Below are 14,942 nucleotides of genomic sequence, written 5' to 3'. Positions count from 1 at the left end.
CAATAAACGGCAGACCCTCCATCACGCCAGGTGATGGAGGGTTTGATGTTTTCCGGCGGAAGCTGATGGGGCGTGGCCGGAAAAGTTGCCGAATGTGATGGGGCGTTACTTGGCCTTCGCCGAACCCTTCCGCACGAACAGCGTCTCCGCCTGCTCCAGGGACATGCCGTTGGTCTCCGGCACCTTGAACATGACGAAGAAGAAGGACGCGGCAGCGAACAGGGCGTACATCGCATAGGTCAACGGCAGGGACGCGGACGCCATGACCGGGAAGCTGAGGGTGATCACGAAGTTGGCCACCCACTGCGCGGCGGCGGCCAGGCCCAGGGCCCGGGCGCGGATCCGGGACGGGAAGATCTCGCCCAGGAGCACCCATACCAGTGGTCCCCAGGAGGCGCCGAAGCTGACGACGAACACGTTGGCCGCAACCAGGGCCACGGGACCCCACGCACCCGGGAGGGTGATGTTCTCGCCGGAGCCGGTGGCAGAGGAGAACGCCAGGGCCATGGCGCCCAGGGACACGGCCATTCCCACGGAGCCGGCCAGCAGGATGGGGCGGCGGCCCACGCGGTCAACCAGGGCAATGGCCACCAGGGTGACCAGGATGTTGGTGATGGACGTTGCCACCGAGATGGCCAGGGAGTCCTTCTCCTGGAAGCCCACAGCCTTCCACAAGGTGGTGGAGTAGTAGAAGATCACGTTGATCCCCACGAACTGCTGAAGCACGGACAGGACGATGCCCACCCAGACCACTGCCTGCAGGCCCAGGGTCTTGCCGCGCAGCGAGCCCTTCTGGCCGGCCACCTTGTCTTCCTCGATGGCGTCCTGGATCTCGCGGATGTGCCGGTCGGTGTCCTCGGCGGGGGCGATCGAGGCGAAGACCTTCCGGGCTTCCTCCTCCTTGCCCTTGAACACGAGGAACCGCGGGGACTCGGGCAGGGTGAAGGCAATCCAGCCGTAGACCACGGCCGGGACGGCGGCAGCGAGGAACATCCACCGCCATGCCTCAATGCCCAGCCAGAAGCGCTGGTCCGCGCCGCCGGCAGTGGTGGCCAGGAGCGCGTCTGACAGCAGGGCGGCGAAGATGCCGGTGGTGATGGCCAGCTGCTGCAGCGAGGCCAGGCGGCCGCGCACCTGCCGCGGCGAAATCTCGGAAATGTAGGCCGGGGCGATGACCGACGCCAGGCCGATGCCCAGCCCGCCCACCAGGCGCCAGAACACCAGGTCCCAGACGCCGAAGGCGAACCCGGTGCCCAGGGCGCTGACCAGGAACAGCAGCGCGCCGAGCTTCATGGCGGGAATGCGGCCGTGCCGGTCCGCCACCTTGCCGGCCAGGAAGGCGCCGGCCGCGCAGCCCAGGAGGGCAATGGCCACGGCGAAGCCTGTCACGGCCTCGGAGAGCGCGAATTCTCCCTTCAGGGCATCCACGGCCCCGTTGACCACGGACGAGTCAAAGCCGAAGAGGAATCCGCCCACCGCCCCCGCGAGCGCCAGCCAGATCACCCGCCGCGGAATCCCGGTGGTGGTCTGCTCCTGTGCAGTGGGCATGGTTCTCCCTGGGTTTGGGGGTTTTATGGATGCGGTGCGGACGTCGTCGGCTGCGGTACCGGCCAAAGGGGCCGGCGCACACGCGCTAAACAGTGTGGCACGTCACCGCCTTAGGTTCCACTTGGCGCCCCTTGTCCCCTTGAGCGGCTGTCCCCTTAAACGCCGGACGACGACGGCGGGCCGTGCCGCCGTCGTCGTCCGTTCAGTGCGCTCCCGGGCCGGGGCACCTGCTAGTGCGCCGGAATCTCCATGCTGTCCCTGTCCTGCGGGGATGCTTTCTGGTCGGTCAGCTTCTTCCGGGGGAGGGCGAAGCTGATGAGGAACGCCAGGCCGGTCAGGGCTGCCGCCGTCAGCATCACCGTGTCAATGGACGTGGCGAACCCGTCGGTGATGGGCCTGGTCAGGGTGCTGTTGGCGGTGTGCAGCCAGCTGGTGTCGTTCAGGGAATCGTTGGATGCACCGTTCTTGAAGAAGTCGTACAGCTTGGCGTTGGCCGGGTCCGACGCGACGGCGGGGTCCTTGAGCACGGCCAGGTAGGCGGGATCCGTGGCGGCGGCCTTCATGCTGTCGGCGATCCGGCTGGCAGCCAGGCTGAACAGCATGGAGATGAAGACGGCGGTTCCCACGGCACCGCCCATGGAGCGGAAGAACGCTGCCGAGGAGGTGCCCACGCCCATGTCCCGCGGCGGTACCGAGGTCTGCATGGCCAGCGTGAGCGGCTGCATGCAGAAGCCCAGGCCCACTCCGAAGAACACCGCAATCAGGCCCGGCACCCACAGGTCCGTGTCCACGCCCAGCGAGAAGCCCATCACCAGGGCCGCCGCGGTCAGGATTCCGGTACCCATAATGGGAAAGATGCGGAACGTTCCGGAGGCCGAGATGGTGCGGCCGGCCGTGATGGATCCGAACAGGATGCCCACCGTGAAGGTGATCATCATCAGGCCGGCTTCGGTGGGGGTGAGGCCCTTCACGAGCTGGAGGTACATCGGGAGCATGGCGATGGCGCCGAACATGCCGATGCCGATGATGAAGTTCAGCAGCGAGGACAGGCCGAACGTGACGTTGTGGAAGAGCCTCAGCGGGATGAGTGCGTAGTCGCCGGCGCGTTTTTCCGCCAGCAGGAACCAGGCAATGCCCACCACGCCCAGGCCGTAGCAGAGGAAGGAGTTCAGCGAGGTCCAGCCCCAGGTGCGGCCCTGTTCGGCCACCAGGAGGAGGGGAACGATGGCGACGGTGATCGCTGCAGCGCCCCAGTAATCGATTTTCTGCTTGAGGTGCTTGGCGGGAAGGTGCAGGAACAGGAACACTACCGTCAGGGCCGCCAGTCCGATGGGAATGTTGATGAAGAACACCCAGCGCCAGCCGTCAAAGCCCAGGATGTTGGCGGAACCGGCGAACGCGCCGCCCACTACCGGCCCCAGGACCGAGGAGATTCCGAATACGGACATGAAGTAGCCCTGGAACTTGGCGCGGTCCTTGAGCGAGACGATGTCGCCGATGATGGTCAGCGCCAGGGCGAGCAGGCCGCCGGCGCCCAGGCCCTGGATGCCGCGGGCAATGGCCAGTTCAGTCATCGAGTGCACGGACCCCGCGTAAAGCGAGCCCACCAGGAAGACGGCGATGGCGGTCAGGTACAGCGGGCGGCGCCCGAAAATGTCGCTCAGCTTGCCGTAGAGCGGGGTGCTGACCGTGGACGTGATCAGGTAGGCGGTGGTGGCCCACGCCTGCAGGGAGAGCCCGTCCAGGTCGTTGGCGATGGTGTAGATGGACGTGGAGACGATGGTCTGGTCAAGGGATGCCAGGAACATGCCCAGCATCAGGCCCACCATTACGGTGACGATCTGGCGTCGTGTCAGGGTTTCTCCGGCGCCTGGCGCGGCAGTGGCTTTGGACATGGGTGCTCCAAGGGAAGAAAAAGGATACAAGCAGCGATAGTTGCTTTCAGTAACTATCTTACCGGCTCTTTCTATTCCCCGCCGTGCGTATTTTGTTGCTGAAGCCTTTGCCCAAACGCCCCTACGGTTCCACGAGGATGCCGTCGGGATCGCACCAAACGGTGGCTCCGGGGCGGAACGTCACGCAGTCGATCACCACGTCCACGTCGACCTCGCCGGCTCCGGCCTTCTGGCTCTTCCTGGGGTTGCTTCCGAGGGCCTTGACGCCGAGGTCCAGTTCAGCGATTGCCAGCCGGTCGCGGATGGCGCCATTGATGACGACGCCGGCCCAGCCGTTGGCCACAGCGCTTTCGGCGATCATGTCCCCCATCAGGGCGGTGCCCAGCGAGCCGCCGCCGTCCACCACCAGGACGGCACCGTTCCCTGGCGAGCCGAGCGTGGACTTCACCAGGGCGTTGTCCTGGAAGCAGCGGATGGTCCGGACCGGACCGCTGAAATGGGACCTGCCACCCAAGGACTGGAACTGCAGGGACACCGATGCCAGTGCGTCGCCGCGCTCATCGTAGAGATCGGCAGTGTTCATGGCCGGAGCGGATCCGTTTCCTGCTGGTGTGGTCACGTGGCTCTCCTCGCGTGGTGGTGGACTGTGCACATTCGTCGCCCGGCGCAGGGCGGCGCGTTACCGCCCACGATAGTCTGATCCCACCGCCAACCGGCCGTACCAGGGGGAGCCAAACCAATGAGTGTGTCCAATACGCCCGCGCCGGACGGCACCTTCGCGGCCCAAACCCCGGCGGCAGCGCTCGCCGAACCGGTTGAGCGGGTCACTGCCCGCTGGGTGACCGGGCTGGTGCTGGTGAACGTGGGGATCAACGCCGCCTTCTTCGGCCCCATCAACGTCTTCATCGGCCAGCAGGCCATCAGCATCGATGCGCCTGCCAAGGAAGCCATCCTGTCCCTGGTCACGGCCTGCGGGGCCGCCGTGTCGCTGGTGGCCAACCCCCTCTTCGGTGCGCTGTCGGACCGGACCACGTCACGGTTCGGCCGGCGGGCGCCGTGGGTGCTGGCCGGGGCAGTGCTTGCCACCGCGGCGCTGCTGGCCATGTCCTTCTCGGGTGCCGTGGCGCTCATGGTTCTCTTCTGGTGCCTGGTGCAACTGGGCGCAAACGCCGCCTACGCCGCCATCACCGCCGCCGTCCCGGACCGGGTACCCGTGGTCCAACGCGGGGGAGTGGGCGGACTCGCGGCAATGGGCCAGACCCTCGGAATCCTCACGGGGGCGGTCTTCGGCGCCGTAGTCTCCGGGAACTTCATGGTGGGCTACTGGCTCTGCGCGGGTGCGCTGCTGCTCTCCGTGCTGCCGTACCTGTTCCACCGTAACGACCCCGAACTTCCCAAGTCTGAACTGACGGCTTTCCGCCCCCTCGGTTTCATCAAGGGCTTCTGGATCAGCCCCCGGCGCTATCCGGACTTCGCGTGGGCCTGGCTGACCCGTTTCCTGGTCAATGTGGGCAACCAGCTGACCATCGTCTACCTCCTCTTCTTCCTGCGCGACGTCATCCACTTCGGGGATCCCGCCATGGGGGTGCTGGTCCTGACCGGCATCTATGCCGTGATGGTGATGATCACGGCCGTCGTCGCTGGGCCCTGGAGTGACAGGGTGGGGCGGCGGAAGCCCTTCGTCATCGGATCCTCCGCCACCATCGCCATGGCCGGTGCCATCATGGCGTTCTTTCCCGTGTGGCCCGGTGCGCTGGCCGGTGCCGCGGTCCTGGGCATCGGGTTTGGCGCCTACCTGGCCGTGGACTTTGCCCTGTTGACCCAGGTCCTGCCTTTCGCCGTCAGCCGGGGCAAGGATATGGGCGTCATCAACGTGGCCAACTCGCTGCCGCAGGTGGTTGCTCCGGCTTTGGCGCTCCTGGCCGTGAACTACTGGGGCGGCTACCGGACACTGTTCCTCACCGCTGCGGCAATTGGACTCCTGGGCGCGGTCTTTGTGGTGAAGATCAGGGGCGTCGACTGACCCCGTTGGGAGGCTGAAGATAAGGCCGCTGACTAATTAGGTCACGTGCCTGTGCCGTATAGTTGAACCGGGCTGCAGGGCGGTACGGAAGTGGGGGCGCTCCTGGCCGCAGTCCCTACGACACAACCCCGGAATGCTGATGCCCGAGACTTTTTCAGACCATCCGCCCATGGCCGCCAGGCCTTCCGCTCCACGCCAGCGCCTCCGCTACGCACGGATCCTTGATACCGCTGCCGGGTTTGCCCGCACGGGGCTTGATGCCGTGGAACTCTCCCAGGTCGCAGAAAAAGCAGACGTACCGCTGGGCACGCTCTACCGCTACTTTCCGTCCCCCACCCATCTGATGCTGGCGCTGTACCGGCAGCAGCTGGACGAGCTGCAGGCAGGTTCCCGTGGCTCGTCCCCGCGCTTCCGGGGCCGCGCTCTTTCCGGCCTGCTGATGGAAATCTTCCATATGCGCGTCATGCAGCCCGCGGTGGAGCAATGCCTCAGCAGGGGCGTGTACCTGCCGGACAAAGACACCACGGACCTCCTGCGCGAGATCGACGCACTCAGCGAAACGCTCGTGGCCGGCGCCTGCGGTGACGCCGTGGGAGCACGGGTCCTCCTCCTGACGGTCACTGGTCTGGTCCAGTCCGTGCGGAACCGCCGGCTGTCGCTCTTTGAAGCGGAGGAAGACCTCAAAAAGGCCTGCGGGCGGCTGTCCCCGGAAGCCGAGGCGGCGTTAACAGTGAGTCGATCGGCGTAACTGGTCTAGACCAAAACCTGATTAAATCCGCCATAATCACGTGATGCGGGCCACATAAACCGCTGCCAAAACGTTTTTTCAGACGCCGCGGCTGTCAAGAGGTGCCATCCGGGCAGTTCGGGACTGCCTACCATGGAGGCACAGGAGCGGCAGGGCGGAAACATCCCCGGCGTTCCCACGGACCCGCCACCCCTGGGTTTCCTGTCGCACTACTTTTCCATGCTGGGCCCGCTGCCGGGTTCCAGTCCCATGTGCCGTGCGCCCACGGCAAGCACCAGGAGACAACGACGTGTCCATTGACGCAATTACCGCCGCCGACAACTCAGCAGCCACTGCCCTGACCGAAGACGAGATCTTCAGCGCCCACCAGGGCGGCAAGCTGTCCGTCACCAGCACTGTTCCGCTGTCCAACAAGCGGGACCTGTCCATCGCCTACACCCCGGGTGTCGCCGAGGTCAGCCGCGCCATCCACGCCAAGCCCGAACTCGCCCGCACGCTGACCTGGGCCGAGCGCCTGGTGGTCGTTGTCAGCGACGGCACGGCCGTCCTGGGCCTGGGCAACATCGGTGCCAGCGCCTCACTGCCCGTCATGGAAGGCAAGTCCGCCCTGTTCAAGACCTTTGGCGACCTTGACTCCATCCCGCTGGTCCTCAACACCACCGACGTGGACGAGATCGTGGAAACGCTGGTCCGCCTGCGCCCCAGCTTCGGCGCCGTCAACCTTGAAGACATCTCGGCTCCGCGCTGCTTCGAGCTTGAGGAAAAGCTGATCGAAGCCCTGGACTGCCCGGTCATGCATGATGACCAGCACGGCACCGCCGTCGTTGCCCTTGCCGCGCTCACCAACGCAGCAAAGGTGACAGGCCGCGGCCTGGAAGGGCTGAAGGTTGTGGTGTCCGGCGCCGGCGCGGCAGGAATCGCCGTCGCCGAAATCCTCCTCGCAGCCGGTATCACCGACGTGGTCCTGCTGGACTCCCGGGGCGTCATCAACAGCGGCCGGGAGGACCTGGCCGCCAGCCCCGGAAGCAAGAAGGCGGACATCGCCGGCCGCAGCAACCCCCGCGGCATCACCGGCGGCCCCGCCGAAGCCCTCGCTGGAGCCGACGTGTTCATCGGCGTCTCCTCCTCCAAGCTGGACGAGGCACACCTGGCCACCATGAACCAGGACGCCATCGTCTTCGCCCTCTCCAACCCGGACCCCGAAGTCCTGCCCGAGGTTGCCGTGAAGTACGCCGCCGTCGTGGCCACGGGCCGCAGCGACTTCCCCAACCAGATCAACAACGTCCTGGCGTTCCCGGGCATCTTCCGCGGTGCGCTCGACGCAGGGGCCCGCCGCATCACGCCGGCCATGAAGCTGGCCGCGGCCCGTGCCATTGCCGAGCTTGCCGCCGAGGACCTGTCGGCGGACTACATCGTCCCCAGCCCGCTGGACCCGCGCGTGGCCCCGGCGGTTACCGCCGCCGTCGCCGCAGCGGTGGAAGCGGAGTAGGACTCCTTTCCTCCGGAACCACGACGGCGGTGCCTCCTTCCCCGAAGGAGGCACCGCCGTCGGGCGTTAAGGCGCTGAACCGGGCCACCTAGACTGGGCATCATGAGCTCCGAGACCGTGGTGACCATCCTGTGCGGCCTGGCGATCCTGGTGGGGGTGGCCGGCACGATCATTCCCGTCCTGCCCGGGAGCGTGCTGATCGGTGTCAGCCTGCTGGCGTGGGCCATCTGGGGCGGTGCCGGGACGGCGGGCTGGGTGGTGTTTGCGGTGGCCATGATTTTCGTCGCCGCGGGAATGACGGCAGGTGCCGTCCTGACCGGCAGGAAACTCAAGCAGCACGCCATTCCCAGCCGCAGCATCGTGGTGGCCTTGGTTGCGGGAGTCGTGGGGATGTTCATCATCCCCGTGGTGGGGCTCTTCGTGGGCTTTGCTGCCGGCCTGCTGGCCAGCGAGTTCCTCCGCACGCGGAACTTTACGACGGCGGCGAGGTCCAGCTGGGCCGCCCTGAAAGCCACCGGCGTGGGTATGCTCGCTGAATTCGGGCTCGCCTGCCTTGCTGCCAGCACCTGGGTGATCGGCGTGTGGATAGCAGCCGCCAACGGGTGACGCCGTTGCGCCGGCACTGCGGCGCGGGTACAACCTAGGTATGACCCAGCCAGCTTCAGCAAAAGGCCGTGCGTCGGCAGAGGATCTTGTCCACGCCTGGATGGAAAAGTACCAGGCGGCCTGGAACAGCAACGGCGCCGATGACATCCGCGCCCTGTTCACCCCTGACGCGGTCTATGAAACCCGTCCTCACGATCCGGAACCCTGGCGGGGCGACGAGGGGATCGTCGAAGGCTGGCTCGCCGCACGCGACGAGCCAGCCGACTGGACATTCAGCTGGGAGCTGCTCGGATGCGACGGCAACACCGCCTTTGTCCAGGGCGTCACCGCCTACTCGGGCGGCCGCCCCACGTATGACAACCTGTGGGTCATCAGGTTTGACGGGTCCGGCCGGGCCTCCGCCTTTACCGAATGGTTCATGGCCAGGAACTGACTGCCCTGGGGCCCGGACTGGGGAGGGGGGCTCTGAACTCACGGTTAGCATTTAAGGATGAGCGCCGGGGAGACTGCACCGATCTACTGGGACAGCCGCGATCTCACACCTTTCGGACAGGCACAGCTGCGCACTCCGGTCCATGATCTCGCCGGGGGAGTGGGTGGCCTGCTGACCGGTGTCCTGGGTGGGCGGAACCCCGTATTGCTGTCCATCGACGGCGAGGTGCCCCGGCTCAAGCGGCTGATGCCCAAGCCTGCCAAAGCGGTCCACGAAGCCGTCTTCACCAGCCGCGAGCCGGAACGGCTGATCACCCTGGCGCGCGCCTACCCCGGATGGGCCGGGCTCTGCTACCTGATGGCCGGGCTGCTGGTGTACAAACACGGCGGCTATCTGCGTGCTTCCGAGCTCCTTCAGCGGGGGCTCACCACCAGGAACGACGATGAAGCCAACAGGTACTCCTCCATCTACCTCACCAGGATCGTCACGCGGATCGAGCTGGCTGAGCGGGTGGAGATCCCCGTCCTGTTCAGCGAGGAATCGGTGTTCCTGGCCCTGGCCCACTCGCTGCGCGAGACCGGCCGCACCGAGGCTGCGCTCGACTCGCTGACCGGGCTGCCGCCGTCGCTTCCCATGGCCCTGGCCCGCTGCTCCCTTGCCCTCAGCCTGGGCCGAAGCCGCACGGTCATCGACTGGACGGAGGGACTGCTGAACGCGGACGACCTCTCCGCTGCCCTGCTGCTGGTCCGTGCCCGTGCCCTGCGGAGGGAAGGCCGGCTGGACGCGGCCCACCAGGCGATCGCCGAGGTCCTGCGCCGCCGCAAGACGCACCTTGCGCTGCGCAATGACGCCTTGACGGACCGGGCGCTGCTGGTCCTGGAATCGAGCCGACGCTCGCTGAATCCGCGCGACTGGGGACGCCGGCACGGTGACCCTGAACCCCAGCGGGAGCTGGAGGCTCCGGCGCCCATCCGCAAGGATGAGGAAATGCGCCGGATCTGGGAGCAGGACTGGAGGGAACTCAGCGGGGATTAGGACCCGCTGGCCTATGAGCGGTTGGCCAGGAAGGGCAACAGTTGCTCGCCGAGCAGCACAGTCCCCAGGACCACCATGATGATGCCGCTGGCCAGGGTTACCGCGCGCGCTGCGCCGGGCCTGCTCTGCAGCAGCGTGCGCGACAGCAGGGCCACCACCGTATAGACCAGGCCCGCCAGCGCCACGAACGTCATGCCCAGGAGGCCCGACTGCACCGGCACGGGCAGCGACGCATCGGCGCTGACGAACTGCGGAATGAGGGCCACATAGAAGAGCAGGCCCTTGGGGTTGATACCGCTGGTGCCCATGCCCTGCAGGAAGGTGCGCAGCTGGGTTCCCGGCCCGACGGCGGCATCCGCACTGAAGCTCGCACCGCGCCAGGAGCGCAGGGTTCCCACCCCGAGCCACAGCAGGTACCCGGCGCCGGCCAGGGTTATCCAGCCAAGGACGCCGGGCATGCCGGCCAGCACGGCAGCCAGGCCGGCCACGAGCAGGGCGGTGTGCAGGACGTAGCCGCCGCAGAGCCCGGCCACCGCGGGCACGAAACTGCGCTGCCGGAGTCCGGCCGCGATGGTGTACGCCCAATCCACTCCAGGCGTGCAGGCCAGGGCTGCGGCCACCACCAGGAAGGCCAGGAACAGCTGCGGATTCATCGGTTTCTCCTGTCGAACGTCTCTCAGGAGCAACCATAGGAAGAATGGCACCAAAAGTGCTGTCCCTTTTTCGCCCGCCTCGCAGCAGAGGCAGTATGTTTATTGCGTGCTGGACAACATCGACAGAAATATTTTGCGACACCTTCAGGAAGATGGCCGGATGACCGCCACCGCCCTCGCCTCGAAGGTGGGCCTGACCGTGGCGCCCTGCCATCGGCGGCTGCGGGACCTGGAGCAGTCGGGAGTGATCCGCGGGTATAAGGCGGACGTTGACCCCGCCGCGGTGGGCCTGGGATTTGAGGCAATCGTCTTCGTCACGCTCCGGCAGGTGGACCGGCCCACCATGGAGATCTTCGAGAACCGGGTGGCGGACAACCCGAACATCGTGGAGGCCCAGCGGCTGTTCGGATCCCCGGACTACCTGCTCAAGGTCATCGCGGCGGACCTGCCCGCCTACCAGCGCTTCTATGACACCGAACTCACATCGCTGCCCGGCGTCGAGCGGCTGACTTCAACACTCGTCATGAAGAACCTGAAGTCCAACGCCGGACCGCCGGTCTAGGCGTGGCCCGGCGGGTCAGGGTGCGGGGAGGACGTGGACGATGATCACCTGGGTGTCCTTGCTGCCGTCGTAGCGGAGATCGTAGTTCACCACCAGCCCGGTGCCGGTCCCGGGCGTGATGGAGAAGTCGCTCTTGGAGCCGGGGTCCGCCTGGGTGCTGCTGATCCATTCCTCGGCCGCATCCGCAGCTATCCCGTACCGCTGCACGCCGTCCCTGATCAGCTCGAAGTACTCCTCGGGTGAGCCGGCGGTGAGGAAGTAGGTCACCTCGCTGAAATCCGTGCGCGAGTCCGTGGTGTTGAAACGGATCCGGTCCGTTTCGGCCGTGATCTCACCGCTGGGCGCCAGGATGCTGAGGCTGATCTTGCCTAAGTCCCGGGTGTTGATCTCCGGGCCGTAGCTGTCCTTGGTGACCCGCACTGCCTCCTTCTCAAGGCGCCCCGAACTCATGTCCAGGCGGGCCGTCCGGCTGTTGCGGATGCTTTCCACACCGGCGGCGTCAAGTGTGGAGAACGAAGAGGTTTTCACGGTGCTCCCTGCAGAAGATGAAGTGGCGGTGGTGGGATCGGCCGGAGCCGGCGCGGCGGCCTGGCAGCCGGTCAGGACAAGGAGGGACATCAGGGCACTGGCGACGGCGGCACACCGCCCGGGTGCGGCGGTGCGGTGGGTGGCAGTCACTGGTGGACCTCCGCGTCGAAGCCGTCAAGGAACCGGTCCATGATGCCGGGAATATTGTTGGTGGGCCGGTATTGGACCACCCTCCCGTTGAAATCGGACCCGATAATCTGTGCAGCACCCTCGGGGTCCGTGGCCAGAAGGTGCTGGTAGGCGGGGAGGGTGTCCTGCCTGATGAGGTTCCAGCGCTGGTCCGCGTTGGCGATGTTTCCGTCCGGGAAGCCGGTGGTGAAGTCGGTGCGGAACTGGGCGGGATTGTCCCAGCTGGTGAAGGGGATGTTTTCCGGCCCCGGGCTTTCCACGCTGAAGGTGTAGGGAAACACCTCGGGGTAGCTCCTGGCTCCCGGGATGGATGGTTCCCCGGCGAGCGTGACCATGTACGTAACCGCTTCGCCTCCGGGGTGGCTGCGCATGGCGTCGTAGTCGTCCGCGATGATTTCGTTTTGTTCGCGGTAGAGGAGTGTGGTGTTGCCCTCGCGAACCTGGCCGGGATCGCCGGAATCGATCTGCGCCCACGCGTTGGCCGTGGCCTGGTCGATGGCGCCCGAGTCGCGAAGACGGTTGATCTCCGCGATGCCGCCGTCCATGTACGCCTGGTGCTGGCGGGCTTGGTCCAGGAAGATTTCCTTGTTCATGTCCAGCATGCTGGTCTCATAAAAACGGATTTCGTCGTCCGTCATGCCTGCGAGCTGTTCCAGCTGGTCAAGGACCGGGAGCGGGATGTCAGAGGCGGGGTTGTCGGTGATTTGCTGGGCCAGGTCCCGCAGCATGGCCATGTCCCGGAAACCGCCGGCGAAGGAGGGGCCAATCATGTTGGCCATGCCTGCCCACTGCAGATCGGGATTGGCAAGGTAGGCGCGGCCGTAGAAGTCATAGACCTTGGCGATGGTCTCCCAGTTGTATTCCGTGCCCTTGGACGTGTCCCAGTCGGCTGGATCGATGCCCATCGCCAGCATCGCCTGCCCGTTCCAGTAGTCGTTGAGGAAGTCCTGGTACCCCTTGGAGTTCTTGCTGATGAGGCCCGAGTCCGCGGCGGCATCCATGGCGGCTTTGGCAGCTTCAGGGTTTGCCTGGGCCCACCGGCGGAACTCGTCGCTCTGCAGGTAGGCGCGCCGCTCGGCAGGCGTCATGGCGGTGAGGATATCCGTCAGGTCCTGCGCGCTTGCCCCGCCGGTCCCGCCAGCCCCGCCGGCTCCGGACCCGCCGGCGCCGCCCGGACCGCTGGTGCTTGCCTTCTCTTGTTCTTCCGCATTGGCCAGGAGCGTCCTGGCTGCTGATTCAAGCCCTGACGTGGCCGACCTCAGCAGTTTCGCGTGCGATGCCGTCCACTCGTTGCGGAACCTGTCGCCGTCGCGCCCTTTCCAAAGGCCGGAGCTGATGCTGCTGCCGAGCTGCTGCCCCAGGGCATTAAGCCGGTTGGCGCCGGCTGACAGCTCCTTGGCCAGTTGCCGCAGCTGCGCCACATCCGCGCCGTAAAAGTTCCCCGCCATGTTGTCCCCCTGTTGGCTCTTCCGTGCCAGCCTAGCTGGGCAGCCTGCGGGCGGCGATGGGGAGAGGTTCCCTGTGGGCCGCCGGCTATTCCGGCCGGCCTTTCAGGAGCCCGGTGGTCCGGTATGGGATGACCTCGCGAAGGAACATGCTCGTGGAGGTACGGACAATGCCCGGGCAGAGCCGGATCTCCTCGGACACCCGGTACAGATCGTCCGGGCTCTTGGCCACCACGCGGATCAGCAGGTCGGTGTCCCCGGCAGGGGCATGGCATTCCAGCACTTCCGGGATGTCGCGCAGCGCCGCGATGGCCTCGTTGAGGTGGCTCTGGTCCAGTTCAGCGCTCACGGCGGCGGCCACGCCGCGGCCCAGTGCCGCTGGCAGCACCCGGCTGCTGTTGAGGCGGAGGGCTCCGGATGCCGCCATCCGCTCCAGCCGGCTTTGGACGGTTCCCCGGGCAAGGCCCAGGCGTTGCGCGAGCACCATGATGGGAACCCGGGGATCCTCGTCAAGGGCGCTGAGGATGCGCCGGTCGGTGGGGTCCAGTTCCTGCAATCTGATCACTTCCTGTCGCTGGGAACTCCATGGATTGGTCAGTCTGACCAACTGAAGTACTGGTGGTTGTCCCAACTGTAGGGTGTCTGCTGGAATAGTGGCAACAAGGGCAAAAGCTACCGCTGGTCCCCCGCAGGCTACAGGTTCCCCGGCACACCACCCGGCTCCTGGACACCGTTTCCCGCAAGGAGGCTGCCGCTGATTGAGGCTTGTTCACACCACGCTCATTCTGCAAACACGGCAAGAGCCCCTGAGCTACCGACGCCCGGTTCCCGGAAGTCATCGGTAGCTGAGGGGCTCTTGTGTGCTTCCGTCTAGGGTTGTTCCATGACTTCCGCCGGCCGCTTTGCCCCCAGCCCATCCGGTGAACTCCATGTCGGGAACCTTCGAACCGCAATCCTCGCCTGGCTTTTCGCCCGCTCCACCGGCCGCCGATTCCTGCTGCGGGTGGAGGACCTGGACCGCGCCCGCGCCGGTGCGGAAGCCGTGCAGCTGCGTGACCTGGCGGCGGTGGGCATCACCTGGGACGGGGAGGTGGTGCGACAGACCAGCCGCGGATCCGTTTACGCCGAGGCGATCAACCGGCTTCAAGCGGCGGGGCTGACCTATGAATGCTTCTGCACCCGCCGTGAAATCCAGGAGGCGCCGTCCGCGCCGCACGCTCCACAGGGGGCCTACCCCGGCACCTGCCGCAACCTGGACCGGGCAGAGCTCGACTACAAACGGTCCACCCGGCCTGCGGCCATCCGGCTGCGCGCCGACGTTCATGAGTACACGGTGCAGGATGTCATGCACGGGACGTTCACCGGCGTCGTGGATGATTTCGTGCTGCGCAGGAACGACGGCGTGACCGCCTACAACCTTGCCGTTGTGGTGGATGATGCCGCGCAGGGCATCGACCAGGTGGTCCGCGGCGACGACCTGCTCCCGTCCGCGCCCCGGCAGGCCTACCTGGCCTCCCTCCTGAATATTCCCGTACCGGAATATGTGCATGTGCCCTTGGTGGTGAACCGCGACGGCGTGCGGCTGGCCAAGCGCGACGGCGCGGTCACGCTGGCGGACCTTGGCCAAGCCGGCGTAACAGCCCGGGAGGTGCGGAACCTGCTGCTGGAGTCCCTGGGGTTGCCCGCCGGAACACTGGACCAGGCCCTGCACGCCCTCGACCCAACACAGTTGCCCCGCGAACCCTGGGTGTGGCCAGGGATGGAGCGTCCGCCGGCTGGCTAAGCTTG

15 protein-coding genes are annotated in these 14,942 nt (G+C 66.4%); 8 read left to right on the top strand and 7 right to left on the bottom strand.

The features are described from left to right. Window positions 1-105 precede the first annotated feature (105 nt). From MRBLMD1_RS05785 to rraA, 3 genes are all read right to left on the bottom strand, one after another. On the bottom strand, window positions 106-1,548 hold the full coding sequence (locus tag MRBLMD1_RS05785) for a sugar porter family MFS transporter (RefSeq protein WP_364398138.1): 1,443 nt from the start codon (window positions 1,546-1,548) through the stop codon (window positions 106-108). Between the two features lie 230 nt (window positions 1,549-1,778). Further along, on the bottom strand, window positions 1,779-3,443 hold the full coding sequence (locus MRBLMD1_RS05780) for an MDR family MFS transporter (protein ID WP_364398136.1): 1,665 nt from the start codon (window positions 3,441-3,443) through the stop codon (window positions 1,779-1,781). A gap of 121 nt (window positions 3,444-3,564) precedes the next feature. Next, complete coding sequence (gene rraA / locus MRBLMD1_RS05775) at window positions 3,565-4,026, bottom strand: ribonuclease E activity regulator RraA (protein WP_364399298.1); 462 nt, start codon at window positions 4,024-4,026, stop codon at window positions 3,565-3,567. A 156-nt stretch (window positions 4,027-4,182) separates the two neighbouring features. Between rraA and MRBLMD1_RS05770 the strand changes: the two genes are divergently transcribed. The 6 genes from MRBLMD1_RS05770 to MRBLMD1_RS05745 all read left to right on the top strand — a co-directional run bounded on the left by MRBLMD1_RS05770 (window position 4,183) and on the right by MRBLMD1_RS05745 (window position 9,777). Further along, on the top strand, window positions 4,183-5,466 hold the full coding sequence (locus MRBLMD1_RS05770; RefSeq protein ID WP_224023717.1) for an MFS transporter: 1,284 nt from the start codon (window positions 4,183-4,185) through the stop codon (window positions 5,464-5,466). Between the two features lie 139 nt (window positions 5,467-5,605). Then, window positions 5,606-6,214 carry a TetR/AcrR family transcriptional regulator gene (locus tag MRBLMD1_RS05765; protein WP_364398133.1) on the top strand — a complete coding sequence of 203 codons (609 nt, stop codon included), beginning with the start codon at window positions 5,606-5,608 and terminating at the stop codon, window positions 6,212-6,214. A 289-nt stretch (window positions 6,215-6,503) separates the two neighbouring features. Further along, entirely contained in the window at window positions 6,504-7,703 is a 1,200-nt protein-coding gene (locus MRBLMD1_RS05760; RefSeq protein WP_159629689.1) for an NAD(P)-dependent malic enzyme, read from the top strand. Between the two features lie 102 nt (window positions 7,704-7,805). Continuing rightward, complete coding sequence (locus tag MRBLMD1_RS05755; protein ID WP_275181989.1) at window positions 7,806-8,309, top strand: DUF456 domain-containing protein; 504 nt, start codon at window positions 7,806-7,808, stop codon at window positions 8,307-8,309. Between the two features lie 40 nt (window positions 8,310-8,349). Next, a complete protein-coding gene (locus MRBLMD1_RS05750) occupies window positions 8,350-8,742 on the top strand; it encodes a nuclear transport factor 2 family protein (protein ID WP_275181990.1) in 393 nt (130 codons plus the stop codon). A 57-nt stretch (window positions 8,743-8,799) separates the two neighbouring features. Continuing rightward, window positions 8,800-9,777 (top strand): hypothetical protein, encoded by a 978-nt coding sequence (locus MRBLMD1_RS05745; protein WP_364398130.1) that lies wholly within the window; start codon window positions 8,800-8,802, stop codon window positions 9,775-9,777. Window positions 9,778-9,788: 11 nt separating this feature from the next. On the opposite strand, the gene MRBLMD1_RS05740 is transcribed toward MRBLMD1_RS05745, so the two are convergent. Beyond that, window positions 9,789-10,430: a LysE family translocator gene (locus MRBLMD1_RS05740; protein WP_307490980.1), complete on the bottom strand. Its 642-nt coding sequence runs from the start codon at window positions 10,428-10,430 to the stop codon at window positions 9,789-9,791. A gap of 106 nt (window positions 10,431-10,536) precedes the next feature. On the opposite strand from MRBLMD1_RS05740, the gene MRBLMD1_RS05735 reads away from it, so the two are divergent. Continuing rightward, on the top strand, window positions 10,537-10,992 hold the full coding sequence (locus MRBLMD1_RS05735; protein ID WP_082006995.1) for an Lrp/AsnC family transcriptional regulator: 456 nt from the start codon (window positions 10,537-10,539) through the stop codon (window positions 10,990-10,992). A 15-nt stretch (window positions 10,993-11,007) separates the two neighbouring features. Here the strand turns inward: MRBLMD1_RS05735 and MRBLMD1_RS05730 are convergent, their stop codons facing one another. From MRBLMD1_RS05730 to MRBLMD1_RS05720, 3 genes are all read right to left on the bottom strand, one after another. Continuing rightward, on the bottom strand, window positions 11,008-11,610 hold the full coding sequence (locus MRBLMD1_RS05730) for a hypothetical protein (RefSeq protein ID WP_224027235.1): 603 nt from the start codon (window positions 11,608-11,610) through the stop codon (window positions 11,008-11,010). Window positions 11,611-11,666: 56 nt separating this feature from the next. Next, window positions 11,667-13,157 (bottom strand): WXG100 family type VII secretion target, encoded by a 1,491-nt coding sequence (locus MRBLMD1_RS05725; protein WP_364398127.1) that lies wholly within the window; start codon window positions 13,155-13,157, stop codon window positions 11,667-11,669. A gap of 85 nt (window positions 13,158-13,242) precedes the next feature. Continuing rightward, window positions 13,243-13,710 (bottom strand): Lrp/AsnC family transcriptional regulator, encoded by a 468-nt coding sequence (locus tag MRBLMD1_RS05720; protein ID WP_364399296.1) that lies wholly within the window; start codon window positions 13,708-13,710, stop codon window positions 13,243-13,245. A 327-nt stretch (window positions 13,711-14,037) separates the two neighbouring features. On the opposite strand from MRBLMD1_RS05720, the gene gluQRS reads away from it, so the two are divergent. Further along, window positions 14,038-14,937: a tRNA glutamyl-Q(34) synthetase GluQRS gene (gluQRS, locus tag MRBLMD1_RS05715; RefSeq protein ID WP_364398125.1), complete on the top strand. Its 900-nt coding sequence runs from the start codon at window positions 14,038-14,040 to the stop codon at window positions 14,935-14,937. Window positions 14,938-14,942 lie beyond the last annotated feature (5 nt).

Origin of the sequence: Pseudarthrobacter sp. LMD1-1-1.1 (genome assembly GCF_040676255.1) — a bacterium.
In the GTDB taxonomy this organism is placed as follows: domain Bacteria; phylum Actinomycetota; class Actinomycetes; order Actinomycetales; family Micrococcaceae; genus Arthrobacter.
This window is presented reverse-complemented; position numbering and strand designations above follow the sequence as displayed.